Genomic DNA, 15011 nt, shown 5'->3' with positions numbered 1-15011 from the left:
ATTACAGCACTATTTCCTAACCTAAGACATTTCACTATGCCACAGTTTAAATTGTATGCGATTCCAAAATTGCATTGCCCATTCATTCCGTATGAAAATGCACTCTTGGCTGAAAAAGTTGAAACTCACACCAGATTATGGCTAAGAAAGTTTAGTTTGATTAAGTCGCCCGAACATGAGCAATTCTATACCAGACAGAAATTTGCCTCAATGATAGTCTCTAGTTATCCGTTTGCTACCGAAGAGGCATTATTTGTTTGGTGCGATTTGAACACTTATCTCTTTCTATTGGATGACGACCTGGATGAAACAACCATGATTAATTCTATGGCTGCCATGCAGCATCTGGCTGACAAGTACTTTTCCATTCTGACAGAGGGTCTATCAAATGACTGTAATGATAACATGCTAATAGCTTTTTCGGATATATGGAAACGACTTAGTTCAATTGGTACTGCTACCTGGTTAACAATTTTTATCGAAAACATACGAGATATGTTTTTAGGAGGTAAGTGGCAACTTAGTACAGCTTTAGCAGGGGATGCGCCAACCCTCAAATCCTATATTGAAATGCGCCAGTATTTAGGCGCAGCACACTTAGCAACAGACTCTATGCCATTAATGGCAGCTTGCCAATTACCTGGTCAAGTTAAAAGCGATCAGATTTATAAAAATATGATAATCAATGCACGAAATGTCATTTGTTATTCAAATGATCTATTTTCTTTAGGAAAAGAACTAGAACAATCCACATCAGGAGCAGACTTCAACCTCGTTACAGTACTCATGAAATTCTACAATTTGACTATTGAGAATGGTATAACAGCAGCTGCAAAATTCCACGATGATGAAATGAACCTATTTATCGCAAATTCATTAGAGTTAATGAATCGGTATCCAGCATTTCGCGAGGAATTACATAAACAAATAATGGCGTTAAAGTATTTGATATCGGGAAATGTTTTTTGGTCTACTAAAATATCAACGCGATACCCACACATTTACGACAACGTGCCAAGAGGGATTATTCAATCATAATTAATTAAGAAGTTCATGATGGTGCCAGGAGTATTGCTGGCACCATACAAACAAAATTCTGAATAGTAAAGTATAAGCACATAAAAATGAGTAACGAAAAATCGTCTATTTCAAAAATTCTCTTTTAGTTGTTTCAGTTAGCCTTTTTAGCCGAACAAATTAAATTTGAAATAGTATCTAACTGCAAAACTTAACTTTTGTTTTCAACGCGTAGTTATTGGGAAGACAACACAATAAAACCAGCTTTTTGTTCATCAAATTCAATTTATTAATCATGAATTTGTCAAATCCCGAATCAAATTATAGGACTCGATTGGTACAAATGGATAACACTTAGCAACTACATCAGACATATCATTCAAAAGATCTGTATCATTATAATTACTTAAGGACTTAAAAACAACTTTCAACTTTGTCTGAAGATCATGTCCCTTAATCTGTAAATAAAAGCTTGGCAAATCAATTTTTTTACCATTAGCATAGGAAACCGTTACCTTTTCAGATGTATTAAATTCCTTAAATTTGGTAGTGAGACGCTTTACAACCCAGTCAGCGTATCTTTGCAAATCAACTTCAGTATCTTGTCCAATATTATACGGATTGGAAATGGAAGAAAACCCAAGTTCACTTACACCATCCGCTTGATTCTTAGAAACAAATAAAGCAACGAGATAAATGGGATCAAGTATGAAATTCTCAATTGAATATCTTGCTAGATGCCCATGAACATAAATTTCTTGCGTAGGATTTTTTTTTGCATCCCAGTCAACAATACCAAATGAGGTTCTATTACCAGATGCTCTAATTTCATTTGTGATTTTTATTACCGAATCACAATTAGTCTTCCCATATCCGGTAGTAATAAAGTAAAGATTAGCTGGCGGCTTAAATTCAGTTCGATATTTATTAAATATATTTTGGTAATACTTTTGATCCGATGGGCTTTCTACAAATATTTGTTTGTGGCGCTTATAGTCAATACTAAGCATAGGAAGCTCGTGCGTTAAATGTCCTAATGCCTCATCCTTGCTAACTTTTACAATGTTTGTCTTTGGGATGTTCTGGATCTGATAAATACTTTCTTCTTCTGCTAATGCTATTGTGGCAATGCTATGAGTTGACATTATAACTGCAATTCCAAATTTCTTTGCAAAGGTTTCATATAAAACCCGCAAAAGTATTGATGTCATTTGAGGGTGCAAGTGCGCATCTGGTTCATCAAGAAGGAGCAGATCGGGAAAAGTTAGATTCTCTGAATAATTGTTTGACATAAATAATCTTACTATTAAACCGACGATTATTCTTTCTCCTGATGAAAAATCTTGCACCAAAATTCTTTCATTGGTTATTGCATTGTAAAAATAAAAATCAATAATAGTTTCAGGTCTGAAGTCAATCAGGTTAATTTCGGAAACTCTAATCGGCAAATCATTATCACAAAGGATATCATTAATAATTAGCCACGGTGCTTTAAATTTCTCGCTAAACGCATCTGGAGAAAGCGCACCTCTCTCATTTTTTTTATGTAAATATTCAATTGAATTATACAACCATTTTCTAGCATAACCGAAAAACAAACTTTCAAGTTGCTGAGGATATAAAAAGTAATTTGCAAATACAGCTTCACTCAAAGGAGTGGAATAAAAATCATTTTGAACCAGTTCAGATAATGATTTACCTTTAAATGCAGCCACTTCAAGTCCCATCCTTATGGAATCACGACTGATTAAAATTTTCTGAATTGCTTTGATTCCAAGGGGATGAGAGCCAATCTGGGGATTAAATAAGTAGTCCAATTGCCTAATTTGGTTTTCTTTCTCCGCTATAGTTCCATCTTTCAAAAAATCGATTAAATTAATTTCAGGTGTAAGTGTGTTAATATCTAATCCATTTGGGATTGCAGTTTCTAAAAACTTCAAATAAATTGGTCCCAGACTAAAAAATGTATTTACATTCTGATTCATGTGGGCGGATAAGATTTCCTGTTTAGGACTCTCACTCTGAAATAATTCAAGGTTCTCAATTTGGATATTAAGAGGTGCAGGGGTCACAGAAAGAATAGTACCCGGCAGAATACTACCTGTAGTATAGTCCTTTACTTGTCCCATATTAAAGTAAGATGCCTCATTCATCAATCTAAGAAATTGAGACTTACCTGTTCCATTTTTTCCAATCAAAACGACAAACTTGGGCAATGCTTCTGCTTCAAAGTCTGTTAATGATTTATATTTACCTTTAAAGACTATTTTCATGATGTAAGCGATTCCAGTATATATAATTATAGATTAATAGCTTGCGATACAAAAGGACCATTTGTATCCTTTTGTCATATGGACCCAATTTCCATGAAGATAAAAAATAATAAAGGTAACACGTATGTTATGTTCCTGGAGACTTAAATTGAAAGTAACTTGATTATTAACAATCTTGCAATATCTCCAATTGGGTTAGGATCCTTCCACAAATTGAAGTATTATAACATAATGCTAAAGTTATCTTGTAGCTTGTCGAGTATATAATCTATCCACCTAAAATAAGCCAAAGAATCATAGCTAACAAAAGTAATAAAGTTGTTGGCTAATAAAGAATACCTAAACTAAGTTTCGTACTCCATTAATTCTATTTTCATCAGGTCACTTTTTCCAACTCAATGAGCCTTATAAACATTTTATGAAGTAAAATCTTCTCCTTATCCACCAAAGGCTTCCCTTGTAGAAAATAGAAATTTCCAAGGTAGTCCGAAATATACTGATGAGCGACAAGCGTCGATTCCAATACACAGGTTAGATATTTAATCGAAATTGTTTTGAAAGACCAACCGGTTGTATATAGCCTATATATACCCACCTCCCACATTAGTTTCACGACAGAATAGTAAAAAACTGCACGATCTGGTTCACAAATAAATTCATAACAATAATCCCTGGATTTATAAGTAGGCTTACCTGCATTTGCGCCTTTCATCAAGCAATAGAAGGCTACATTTTCACTGGGCTTTTTAGGATTAAACGTTTTTAATTTAAAACTTTCCATATTCTTAATGTTTTAATGCTGCCGGGCAGCGGTGATAGATAACTGTTGTGTAGGCACAAAAGAAAGCAGCCGTGTATGAAACAGTAAAATCTCCGCGCTATAAATGGGGACATCCGAATACCTACACGCAATCGAGCGTGTAGGTATTCGGATGTCGGACCCCGCCTTTTTATGGCACGTGGAGATTTTACTGTTTCATACACGGATGCTACATTCACCTACACAACAGTTATCTGAGCCGATGCGTACATGATTCCAGCCTATTTAGTATATAGGTTTGGCTTTGAATAGGACACGATTAGACAAGGTTAACTGTAGGTTTCGTCCCCCACCCTTTTCATACAACTCCAATAAAAATTTCTTTTGATTGGGTATACTAAACCTTTTCAATACAAAAACGAGCTTTTGGCTAGCATTTCCAGGTATAAGTCCTATTGGAGAAAAATATATAGGTATCTCCTCAACCTCTTGAATAGCCGACCTTTTAACTACACGAAGGTCTGAAATGGCCATATGGGCAAAGTTTAGCTCGTATGGGAGATTAGAGTTATTTGATAATGTACAACTGAAGTACAAGTTCTCATCATCATAGTGGATAGTATTTAATTGCAGTTTCATTTTGAACGCTGTCCGAGATTTACGTAAAAATGGTTTTGCCAGGGTAATTGTGGAGATTTTTCTCTGTAGACTTTCTGACAGGGCTGGCTGCCCATTAGACCGATTTACTGGCAGGTTATTGATAATAGAATAACTGACAGTATCTTTTGAGTAGTCCAGGGTATACTCCTTAATACTACTCGAAAAAACTACCTTCATTGTATACACTCTCCCATTGTCGGCAAATATATGCATACTTGTTGGAGTTGCATATGGATGTTCAGCCTTCAATTTCACTATATGATCAGCCCCTGGTTGAATGGCCACCTTTATATCTGAACTGCCACGGTCAATATTTTTGATGGCAACAGGAAAAAGTATAACTGTGGTTTCCCGATCACTTACTTCACACGAAATAGTATTACTAGCTACCTGTCCGTTTGCTGATAAGAAACAACCGAGAATAAATGAAAAAAATAAAACACTACGCATACTTCACAATTTTATGGTTTACATCTGGTTATTTTCAAGAAATACCTTATATCCTGACTTTATTCGAACACTAATTGATTTAGTTTTTTTTCCGATGAAACTTTTAGCGGCAGAAATACCAATGCTAGCCGCCTGTGGCCCTATTTCAGGAGTTGATGAACCTATGTCTAATCCAGATATAGCCTGAGCCAAATTCTCTTTTGATACATCTCGTGCAATAGCTCCAGGGATATTGATACCCGGTATAGCGTCAGCATCGTATACCGTCAGACTGACCGGAATAATAGTATTATTTAGTAGTATCCGCTTAATCTGAATACTCAGGCGCTCATTACTTACCATGGCGACACCATATATAAAAGTATTTTCTGGTATATGGTGATTTTTTACCCGTACATCCTGAAGCAGGCGAAACCTGACTACCCCATTTTGTTTGATTACTTGATCACCTTGCACCTCAGCAGCAATAGAACCAATTTCATGGTCTTCAAAATTAAAACTCGATACACCCAGAAAGCCATCTGATGCTGTCAATGCAGTTGGCAGGGTCATAAGCTCGTGACTTAAAGAATCCGGTGCAGTTATATTATCCTTATCTCGACCAGGGTTCTGAATCTCAATGATTTTATCAAGCATACCATCCAATCGCCTAAGCTCCGGATCCTCAGATTGCGGGGTTTTCTGATTATCCAGTAGATGCTGCAAACTTTGCAGAGAATTTTCATCCTCCTGCTTAATTGCATTAATCTTTATTTCTCGCTCATGGCCAGCTTCAGCAATAGCAACAGTATGCGAGAGGCTATTCAGCAAAGCCTCGGCACGTTCAGCAGGATCATTATTGGGAATATTTGACTGTGTATCAATAGTAGATTGAGTTGCGATCGAACGTTCAATTTGCAGGCTCGAAGAATTGCGCTTACGTAAGCTATCCTGCATTGCCTGTATATACAATTCAAGTTTTGTCCGCTCTTTTACTTCCAATGCTGGATTAGGGAGAGTTGAATTAAGAGCAGCCAAATCTTGTTTAGCAGGCAGACAGGTTTCATTAAAATAAGTGAACAGGTAATAAAGAATAACTGTGAGCAGAAATACTCCAATTATTAAAATCGACTTAAACTTCTTAAAATCCATATGGTGAAAGAATCTGAAATTCATAAAACAAATTTTAGCGTGAAGTAAAATCAATATCATTATTAGCAAGAATCTTCCAGGACTCTATCATAAATCCATGAGGATTATTATCTGATTTTTGATCCATTATGCGAACATGTCCTGTCGTAATAATCGACCGTGTTGTTTTGGAGGAGGAGCGGACAATCTGTATTTTACCATAATAGTAGAAACTGATCATTCTGTTGGATATATTTACTATAATGCTATCACTCGAAATATTTTGATTTATATTTGCAGACACAACACCATCATAGTAATTTGCCTCTTTCAAATTATCATATTGCTGCTTTGCACTGGCATCACATAGATAAAGCGCCTGCGACACAGTGTTTTTTATAGCCTGCTCGTCTGGAACAAGTGTAAAGAATAACCTATGAAAATTTTTAACGTGATCACGTATTTCAACATCCAAGTATATGGATCGATCTTCTGATGCCGCCTGAAAGAGCTTTCCATTAATGAGGACCATTACCTTTCTCCTTTCTGCTGCTATTTTTTCCTGAGAATAGAATATCACAAAGCATGATATACCAATATTGCCAACTAAAAAAAATATAGAAAAAAGACGGATATGCTTGAAAGCCGTATCTATATTTCGTAAATGGTTAAACATAGCCTAACTTTTTATCCAGATATTTTATCCTTAATGTACTTCTCTGAATTCACGGCATCGGCCATAGGATAGTTCATAATATCCCTTCCTGGCATATCTGCAACCATACTGCCGGCGGCTGAAGTAGCCATTACACCGGCTCCTCCTGAAACCACCCCACCTGCCATCTTAGTCAATTTTGTCATTAGGGCATTTCCTCCGCTGGCATGGACGATGTAAGAAGAAATCGAAGGAACAACTAAGTAACACATAATGCCGATAATCAGGAAAATTAGGTAGGTTAAACTCGTTATTTGATATTGTGCATTGTTCGTACCCGTAGATAACGAATCAATATCGGCTTGGATCATACCCTTCTGTATATGTGAGATCACAGCCCCACAAAGGTTTGCCACTGCTAGCCAAAGGTATATACTTACATATCGAGCTAACCATACGGATAAGGTATGTTGGAACCCATCATAAATAGATAACGCAAGTACAAATGGTCCTAAAATAACCAAAATAATGAGGTGAAAAGTTCGCAAAGCATCTATCACCAATGCAGCAGCAAAAAAAAGTATTTGAAGTATCTTAGCGATAGCAAGTTTAATATAATAGGTAATGGTACCCTCCATCTTTCCCCACAAAAAGTTCCAGAAGCCATTTTCTACCTCTGATTGCGCATCCATTGCAATATGCCAATCCTCAATATCAACACCATCTGGAGGAGGCAATGGACCATATTGCGCATCCGTCTTCATTTTTAATTCCGCATCCAGCAAATTTTTAACAGCTTCATCCGAATTTTGGACCAAAGCAGCAGTAGCTTGGGTAGCGGGCTCTAATATACCGTTAATGACTGCTATAAATTGAGGATAAATACCAATTAAAAGTATGAGGACAAATGGTCGGAGCAGAGAAAAAAAGTCAATACTTTCAGCTGTTGCTATAGATTTACCAACTCGTACACCTATATACAACAAGGCTCCGAATAGTCCAATTGCCCTGGCAACCGTTATGATTTTATCTGCAAGAGGAATCATATCATCGTAGACACCCTTCAGAATATCACGTAAGCTTGCAGCTTCTGAATTTCCAGTTTGCGCCATACTTAAGATGGGAACCATACAAGCAGCAACAAGCATAATTGTCTTTCTCATAATTCTATCTATGGAGAATATTACTTCTTAAATCCATAATATCCAGTGATTGTTTATTCATTTGCCCATACAAGCTTTGAGCATTTTTTTGTAACCTCAACATTTTCTCGGCCTGTCCACTCACCCTTATATATAGTCGATCTATAGTCTCTAATCTTTCGGCATCATTCATGCGGAGCTTCCCTGCCGTGAGGACCATTAGTAATTCCTCTAACTCCTGGGTTAATTGTTTGAGATAATTATTTTGGATTGTCTGGAATGTGCGAAACTCTGAATCACTGATAGAAGCAGCACGGAAAAATCTCAAATTGCTCCTATACCGCTGTAAAGTCTGTGTTTGCAATTGTATAATTTCGTGAACGCGATGATATTTATAAACAACTGGAGACACCTTATATAGATTATCCAAAAATATCTGGTGAATGGAGAAATTCCTCTTGGAAACATCACGAACCAGATTATACCCTTTACTCAAGACGGTATAACCCTTCTTCATTTCAGACAAAATTTTCCTAAATTGATTTAACTTTTGAATATTGAGTCCTAATTGCGCTAGCTCATCGGCCTGACAATATGCATTAGCAACCAACATTGCCATCAGGAAACACAACATAATAACAGCCTTTCGAATCATGAGCCAAATAATTTTTTGAATTGCCGCACATCCTTTTTATCCCTATAATACATCCTAATGTAATCTTCTAAATAGAAGAGAAATTTGTCAATTTTTATTCCTGCTCCACGTACCTTATCTTGGGCCTCCTTTAATAATATCACACGCTGACCAGGTAGCATAGTTAAGCTATCCCTGTGAAGCAGAGTAGTCCATGCAGAGATATCTGTCTGATAAGTAGTTAACAAGTGGTGGAAAATTTTACTGGCCATTGCAGGTGTACCGGAAACCTTCATTTTTCGTAGGACACTATTTAAAGAGTCAAATTTGTTTTGAAAACATGATACGCAGGTGAACTGGAAACGTTCCGGTTTGATTAATTCAACTTTCTGTTGATTGGTGAAAAAATTATCATGAAGGGAATAATCGCCAGATTTGATAGTATGGATGGTATTCAGGCCAAAATTTGCAGTACGGTAACCGGTCTTAATATAGTTAAGATACATCTGAAGATTAGCAATTTGAATAGCAAGGTATTTCCTTTGTGTCTGCTTTTGATTAAACCATTCCTGCGATAACTGTCCTAAAGTTTTATTACAACAGAAAAGAATGGCCCAAGTAAATAAGATAGCAAATTTCATAATCCAACTTTTAACGATATAATGATTTCGTTTGATTCAGGTCTCTATATTCAGCATTTATCCTATTTAGCATAAATATTATTTGGCTATTCAGCGAGTGCGTTGATTGAACCAGAGAATCTACCCTTTCGGCGCTTTTATCAATTATTGCTAACCTTTGAGCATCGGTCATCTCAACGGTAAATGATGTCAGCACCTCTGTAAGCGACTCAGCGTTATCCAGGCTTTTCTTAATTATATTTGAGAAGGCCTGCTCCAGAAATAGTAACTGAGCCGACGTAAGATATTTCGCAGATCGAAAGTTAACCATCGCAGATCGACAGTCTCCAACAACTTGCTTCTGTTGTCGGATTATCTCAGATACTTTCTGATAGTACAGAATGACCATCTTTACCTTTTTCAACTCATCAAAGTAACCTTGGTAAAGGGATTTTTGCTTTTCTGCCCACTCCGAGATCTCAGTGAGTTTCAGTTTAGACAAAGTGTTTTCCAACATTTTCTGCGTATTCTGCAACACAATAGTTTTATTCTGTAGTCGCTGCACCTGTAAATCCATAGCGCGTATTACCTTTTTAAGTGCAGCTTTGACAACCACCCAAATAACAGCATGGGAATGCTGCGTTGGTAGAATTACGGCCGGTGTAAGCAGAAAAATGAAAATTACTATACTCTTCATACTATATGGATTTATCCCGTATATCCTTCGCTAGCATAGCTATCCCACGTTTAATGGAACCATATTTAGCAGCATAAGCCTGAACTTTTACTTTCTCTTTTTCCTCTGTAGTGTAGCATAAGTACTCCTCCAACGACACTTCTGTTCTATAAACTTTACTATGCGCACCCAAGCCAATAAATATTTCTTTATATTTATAACGAGGATCGTTATTCTTATTCATACTCATAATCAGGCTAACCTCCTTATCTGTAAGCCCCAAGAGGTTCTGAATATCCTGAAATTTATTCTGGTACTTACTTTGATCAAGCAGTATCCTAATATCAGAACTTGCAATAATGGTATCTTTAATAATTGGACTGGATATTATATCGTTAACTTCCTGCGTCACAACAGCTGCGGTCCCGTAAAATTTGCGTACTGTTTTGAAAAGATAGCGTAGATATTCTGCCATCCCCGCCTTTGCAATGGCTTTCCATGCCTCCTCAATCAAGATAACTTTATGTATACCTGGCAGTAACCGCATTTTGCTGATGAAAAGCTCTGTGAGGATAAGAGTAGTCACGCTAAAGAGAATGGCATTATTTTGAATATTATCCAATTCAAAAACTATAAACCGCGTATCCAGTAAGTCAAGATTTTCCCTCGAATTGAGTAGGTAGTCATACTCTCCACCCAAATAATACGGCCGTAGTACATATAAAAAGTTATCAATATCAAAATCTTTCAATTTTACTGCTTGCTCCCTAATGTTGTGAAGGAAATCTGTTTGTAAATAGTCATAAAAGGAATTGAAGCATGGAAATAAGTCTGGATGGTCTGGGAGATAATTATAATATCCCGTTAGTGCATTGGATAGTGATATATATTCGCTCCTGGTATATGACTCATCATCCTTCTTCCACAGAGCTAATAATAAAGACTTGATAGACTCCCTCTTTTCCACATGCAGACTCGCTTCTCCCAAGAAGAACGGATTGAATCTTATTGGATCTTTTTCGGAAAAAGTAAAATAATATCCACCAGCCAATTCACACAACCCTCGATAGCTATGACCAACGTCCACCACTACAATGTGAGCTCCTGCCTCCCATGCGGACCGAAGGATATGGTTTGTTGCAAAGCTCTTTCCAGATCCGGAGGGTCCAAGGCAGAAAATATTCCTATTTTGAATAATGTTTTTTTGAAAAGGTAGATGGAATAAGTCGACTTGTAGTGGAAGTCCGGATATTCGGTCAGTAAGCCTAATACCGTTGGTGGATATTGAAGTTCGGTAATTTGTTTCAGTATTTAGAAAACAAGAAGCTTGTTCGGCAAAGGTATCAAATACAGCTGTTGATGGAATCTCAGCACCATTACCAGGTATACCAGCCCAATATAAAAAAGCAGGTGCAGCTGTTTCTTCCCGAGGAGCGGCGTTTAAACTAGCTATGGCGGAAGCCACCGCATTCTTCACTTCCCGAATTGTGGATACTTCATCCGCCCATGCAATTATGTTGAAATGTGCCTTTACAGGAAGCCTGCCTTTACCTATTGCCTCGTTGAGGAAGTTATTAGTAGCATCTTTAGAAATTGTGTTTTCACGGGAATAGGCAGATAGTGATTGGAGACGCAATCGCTTCTTCTCTAATTTAGAAAGGACCTCAGCAGAATCTCCAACTATTATATACTGGTTATAAATGTGATTGCAGAGTAGTAATACATTCAGTCCAGCTGAAAATGAAATCGAGAATTTGGTTTTATCAGTACTATATCGGTCGTAGGTAATCTTGGGACCGCAAAACCTAGGAAGATCACCGGCGTCGGCGATTGAATAAATTACAACCTGTCTGTCCCCTATTTTTAATGGGTTAAGCTGAATGTCGCTTAAACCATATTCTTTCTCGCTAGGGAGTAAAAAGCTGTATTGTTCAATGATACCAGCTTTCGATTCGGAACCAACAAGTTCCTCTGCTGTTAGTTTACGAAGTTTGAGATAATCACCTTCTTGCAATATACTGGCAAATTGTTGCACCTGGTCTACCCAACTCGTAACAGTTTTGTCTTCCAAAACTTTTGATGGCATAATGCTTCCTGTAATCAGGGAAGACAGTATTGGACTGCGAAGACATCCCTTACCAGGGATTGAACTAATAAATAGGTAGCACTTATGATCAAAATAAGGACGTTCATTAAAATGCATATCACTGGCGCAGCTTAAGACCGTGGAATTTTCACTATTGGGGGCCATAAATTCTTTACGAAAGAACCAATCGGATTTATGCAGAACCGTATGGGCAGGTAAACTTCGTATAGCTCTTACCGTGGATACATGGATCGCTTCGTAATCAGCATTATCCATTGTAAAAACTTCAGGCAACTGTATTTCATATGCAACAGTAATGCTGCCTGTGGTGGAAATTAAACAATCATTTTCAACAGCAGCTATAGGGAATACATCTTCCAATGATTTAGTTCGCATTTCTTTTGGATTTTAAATTAGTGAATGGCGCTTCCTACTCCATTTACCATTGCTGAAGGTGCAGATTCCTCTGACATAAGTAAGGAAGATGCCAATGCACTGGCAGATATTAGATTACAAACAGAGGGCCAGGCGTATGCTGATGAGTCTGGAAGATGTCGGTTCTATGCCAAACTTACCTATAGGGACCGCGGAGTGTATGACTCGTCAACGACCATTATAAATCATCATTATTATTTCGAGGACGTGTCTGTTAGCTATTATGCAGATGCCGCGTGTACAATACCATATGATGCAAGTGGAATTACTACTGTCAATGTAAATAAATATGACAGACGAGTATATTATCAATACGGCAGCCCGACAGGAATAGTTGATGAATCAAATACCCAAAGTACTTTTCCAGGATCATCCGGCACTGGCGACCTACTTTTCAATAACATTCTGTATAAGGAAGAATCATCCCCTAAAACCGACCCTAGCATTATTGTATCAACTCTTATAGTCACATTTACTTTACTACCAGGTGACGATTACATAATCGTGAATTAATATTTTATGAAAAGATACATTACATTAATTCTGCTCATTATCTGCACCAGCTGTTTGTATGGTATTGAAAAAATCAATATCAGCAAAGTTGATACCAGCGGTACCTGCTACAGTGCCGTGCTGGATACAGCTGTAAATCCTTACAGCCTTGGCATTGCTGGAAACTGGCGTCCACAGGCAACATATGTATATTATAGCACCCGAAATGAACAAAATGCTACCACAGATATAAATATCCGGACTGCAGGCACCATTTCGTCCTTCATACCGTTCTGGAAGTTTCAGTCTGGTCACCTGCAGGCAGATCCTGATACAACAGTCTGGTTTTGGAATCAGCAATCGACCATTTTCAATGGGAAAGGGTTTGAACTGGAAAATAAGGACGCGTTGGAGAGGTACAATGCCGGCATATATGGATATGATAACGAATTACCCGTAGCTGTGATTCAAAATGCGCGGTACAGGGAAGTAGTATTTGAGGGATTTGAGGATTATGGATACGGCATGGCCGCTTATGACACGGTATGCCCGGTGAGTAAAGGGTTTGATTTTCTTTCTTACAAATCAAAATTTGATAACACAATAGCCCATTCCGGACGGTATTGTCTACGAATTCCCGCCACCGAGTCAATATCAATAGGTGCCAATGTAACCGCAAATGATGTCACAGATTTTTCTTTCAACATCAACCGAAAAACCATGGCCTGCATTTCCGGAACGGGGCTGCAAAGTATCCGTGCTAACAGTCAGGTAATTATACCACCGTTTGCACCATTTCCGGGTAAGAGAATGTTGGTGAGTGCCTGGGTCAAAGAACAGTCCGATTGTAATTGCACCAGCTACACCAAATCAGCCATCATACTACGGGCAGGCACAACAAATGTCACCTGTACCCCTTCCGGACAGATCATTGACGGCTGGCAACATATAGAAGGATCTGTGTTAATTCCGGCAGCAGCTACATTCTTTACCGTGGAATTTCAAGCCAGTAGCAACACAGCGGTTTATTTTGATGACATAAGAATACATCCGTTTAATGCCAACATGCAATCGTATGTCTACGATCCTGTTACACTACGGCTCATGGCGCAGATGGATGAAAACAACTTCGCATCCTTTTATGAATATGATGATGACGGCACGTTGATAAGAGTAAAAAAAGAAACAGAAAGAGGCATCAAAACTATACAGGAAACAAGAAGTGCTTTGATTAAAGATGAAAATCCATGATACCATGAAATCACATTGCTCCAAATATTTTTTAATTCTTCTGCTCTGTTTATCAGTCTATAGCGTGTCTGCACAACAGGATATTGACGAAGCAGGTAAGGTACTCGCACGCGTTAAACAAACCTATGACACTGCCAGTATCTCGTTTCATTTAAAGTATACCTACGCCGACGCGGATCAACCTAATACCGTAACTGACTCTCTGGAGGGCGACGCGCGACTCCATGGCAATAACTGTTTCATGACCCTTGGTAACATTATCTTCTTCAGAAATCAGACATATAATATCTCTGTATTTAAGGAAGACAAACTGATGATGCTAGGTCGGCCTTCCACACTTAGTAGGCAAATGCAACTCCCCTCTGATCAGATTAGTGCCGCATTACACCAGGCCGGAGTAACCACTTGCCGGCTCTTACGTCATCAAAAACAGACTACGATCATTTTCGACTATCCCCCGGATAGTCCGTGCCTCCAAATGCAAATATCGATCGACGAAGCCACTTACCTGATCCGGGAAGTCATCACCAAAATAAGAAACCCCTTGACACAGGAGAATCAGGTAACCACACCTCCCTCTGGACAGAACATAATGGTAAAAACGCTGTTCACTGCTGTGAAAATGGAGCATCCTGATAATTCCTTTTTTGATGAAAAGCAATTTTTTACCCGGGAAGCCAATGTTATAAAGCCTGCCGCCGACTATGCCGACTATCAGGTATTTCTTGCTAGTCCCAATATTTAAAACCT

The 15011-nt window shown here is 38.0% G+C and carries 14 protein-coding genes; 4 read left to right on the top strand and 10 right to left on the bottom strand.

What is annotated here, in order from left to right:
- The first annotated feature begins 36 nt into the window (after positions 1 to 36).
- Positions 37 to 1038 (top strand): terpene synthase family protein, encoded by a 1002-nt coding sequence (locus tag BUB18_RS08195; protein WP_073079794.1) that lies wholly within the window; start codon positions 37 to 39, stop codon positions 1036 to 1038.
- Between the two features lie 272 nt (positions 1039 to 1310).
- On the opposite strand, the gene BUB18_RS08190 is transcribed toward BUB18_RS08195, so the two are convergent.
- From BUB18_RS08190 to BUB18_RS08145, 10 genes are all read right to left on the bottom strand, one after another.
- Positions 1311 to 3290, bottom strand: a complete 1980-nt coding sequence (locus tag BUB18_RS08190; protein ID WP_073079793.1) for an AAA family ATPase — start codon at positions 3288 to 3290, stop codon at positions 1311 to 1313.
- Positions 3291 to 3666: 376 nt separating this feature from the next.
- Entirely contained in the window at positions 3667 to 4071 is a 405-nt protein-coding gene (locus tag BUB18_RS08185; protein WP_073079791.1) for a DUF6943 family protein, read from the bottom strand.
- A gap of 264 nt (positions 4072 to 4335) precedes the next feature.
- A complete protein-coding gene (locus tag BUB18_RS08180) occupies positions 4336 to 5160 on the bottom strand; it encodes a DUF4138 domain-containing protein (RefSeq protein ID WP_073079790.1) in 825 nt (274 codons plus the stop codon).
- Between the two features lie 18 nt (positions 5161 to 5178).
- Positions 5179 to 6315 (bottom strand): conjugative transposon protein TraM, encoded by a 1137-nt coding sequence (gene traM / locus BUB18_RS08175; protein WP_073079788.1) that lies wholly within the window; start codon positions 6313 to 6315, stop codon positions 5179 to 5181.
- Between the two features lie 10 nt (positions 6316 to 6325).
- Complete coding sequence (gene traK / locus BUB18_RS08170) at positions 6326 to 6946, bottom strand: conjugative transposon protein TraK (RefSeq protein ID WP_073079786.1); 621 nt, start codon at positions 6944 to 6946, stop codon at positions 6326 to 6328.
- 11 nt (positions 6947 to 6957) lie between these two features.
- Positions 6958 to 8088 (bottom strand): TraJ family protein, encoded by a 1131-nt coding sequence (locus BUB18_RS08165; RefSeq protein ID WP_073079784.1) that lies wholly within the window; start codon positions 8086 to 8088, stop codon positions 6958 to 6960.
- A 4-nt stretch (positions 8089 to 8092) separates the two neighbouring features.
- Positions 8093 to 8722, bottom strand: coding sequence for a hypothetical protein (locus BUB18_RS08160; protein WP_083549584.1), 630 nt, complete (start codon positions 8720 to 8722; stop codon positions 8093 to 8095).
- Positions 8719 to 9342, bottom strand: a complete 624-nt coding sequence (locus tag BUB18_RS08155; RefSeq protein ID WP_073079782.1) for a hypothetical protein — start codon at positions 9340 to 9342, stop codon at positions 8719 to 8721. Before BUB18_RS08155 ends, BUB18_RS08160 begins: the two co-directional genes overlap by 4 nt.
- A 10-nt stretch (positions 9343 to 9352) precedes the next feature.
- Positions 9353 to 10018 carry a hypothetical protein gene (locus BUB18_RS08150; RefSeq protein ID WP_073079780.1) on the bottom strand — a complete coding sequence of 222 codons (666 nt, stop codon included), beginning with the start codon at positions 10016 to 10018 and terminating at the stop codon, positions 9353 to 9355.
- 1 nt (position 10019) lies between these two features.
- Positions 10020 to 12479, bottom strand: coding sequence for a TraG family conjugative transposon ATPase (locus tag BUB18_RS08145; protein WP_073079778.1), 2460 nt, complete (start codon positions 12477 to 12479; stop codon positions 10020 to 10022).
- 24 nt (positions 12480 to 12503) lie between these two features.
- Here BUB18_RS08145 and BUB18_RS08140 point away from each other — a divergent pair, with 24 nt between their 5' ends.
- From BUB18_RS08140 to BUB18_RS08130, 3 genes are all read left to right on the top strand, one after another.
- Positions 12504 to 13031 carry a DUF5977 domain-containing protein gene (locus BUB18_RS08140; protein WP_073079776.1) on the top strand — a complete coding sequence of 176 codons (528 nt, stop codon included), beginning with the start codon at positions 12504 to 12506 and terminating at the stop codon, positions 13029 to 13031.
- Between the two features lie 6 nt (positions 13032 to 13037).
- Positions 13038 to 14261, top strand: coding sequence for a hypothetical protein (locus BUB18_RS08135; protein ID WP_073079775.1), 1224 nt, complete (start codon positions 13038 to 13040; stop codon positions 14259 to 14261).
- Positions 14262 to 14325: 64 nt separating this feature from the next.
- A complete protein-coding gene (locus tag BUB18_RS08130) occupies positions 14326 to 15006 on the top strand; it encodes a LolA3 family protein (RefSeq protein WP_143159872.1) in 681 nt (226 codons plus the stop codon).
- The last annotated feature ends 5 nt before the right edge of the window (positions 15007 to 15011 follow it).

Source organism: Chitinophaga jiangningensis, assembly GCF_900142605.1.
GTDB classification, from domain to species: Bacteria; Bacteroidota; Bacteroidia; order Chitinophagales; family Chitinophagaceae; genus Chitinophaga; species Chitinophaga jiangningensis.
This window is presented reverse-complemented; position numbering and strand designations above follow the sequence as displayed.

What these genes read in the sequence shown, in the direction of transcription:
- BUB18_RS08195 (WP_073079794.1), top strand. Translation starts at nt 37, where the DNA reads ATGCCACAGTTTAAATTGTATGCGATTCCAAAATTGCATTGCCCATTC.
- BUB18_RS08190 (WP_073079793.1), bottom strand. Translation starts at nt 3,290, where the DNA reads ATGAAAATAGTCTTTAAAGGTAAATATAAATCATTAACAGACTTTGAA.
- BUB18_RS08185 (WP_073079791.1), bottom strand. Translation starts at nt 4,071, where the DNA reads ATGGAAAGTTTTAAATTAAAAACGTTTAATCCTAAAAAGCCCAGTGAA.
- BUB18_RS08180 (WP_073079790.1), bottom strand. Translation starts at nt 5,160, where the DNA reads ATGCGTAGTGTTTTATTTTTTTCATTTATTCTCGGTTGTTTCTTATCA.
- traM (WP_073079788.1), bottom strand. Translation starts at nt 6,315, where the DNA reads ATGAATTTCAGATTCTTTCACCATATGGATTTTAAGAAGTTTAAGTCG.
- traK (WP_073079786.1), bottom strand. Translation starts at nt 6,946, where the DNA reads ATGTTTAACCATTTACGAAATATAGATACGGCTTTCAAGCATATCCGT.
- BUB18_RS08165 (WP_073079784.1), bottom strand. Translation starts at nt 8,088, where the DNA reads ATGAGAAAGACAATTATGCTTGTTGCTGCTTGTATGGTTCCCATCTTA.
- BUB18_RS08160 (WP_083549584.1), bottom strand. Translation starts at nt 8,722, where the DNA reads ATGATTCGAAAGGCTGTTATTATGTTGTGTTTCCTGATGGCAATGTTG.
- BUB18_RS08155 (WP_073079782.1), bottom strand. Translation starts at nt 9,342, where the DNA reads ATGAAATTTGCTATCTTATTTACTTGGGCCATTCTTTTCTGTTGTAAT.
- BUB18_RS08150 (WP_073079780.1), bottom strand. Translation starts at nt 10,018, where the DNA reads ATGAAGAGTATAGTAATTTTCATTTTTCTGCTTACACCGGCCGTAATT.
- BUB18_RS08145 (WP_073079778.1), bottom strand. Translation starts at nt 12,479, where the DNA reads ATGCGAACTAAATCATTGGAAGATGTATTCCCTATAGCTGCTGTTGAA.
- BUB18_RS08140 (WP_073079776.1), top strand. Translation starts at nt 12,504, where the DNA reads ATGGCGCTTCCTACTCCATTTACCATTGCTGAAGGTGCAGATTCCTCT.
- BUB18_RS08135 (WP_073079775.1), top strand. Translation starts at nt 13,038, where the DNA reads ATGAAAAGATACATTACATTAATTCTGCTCATTATCTGCACCAGCTGT.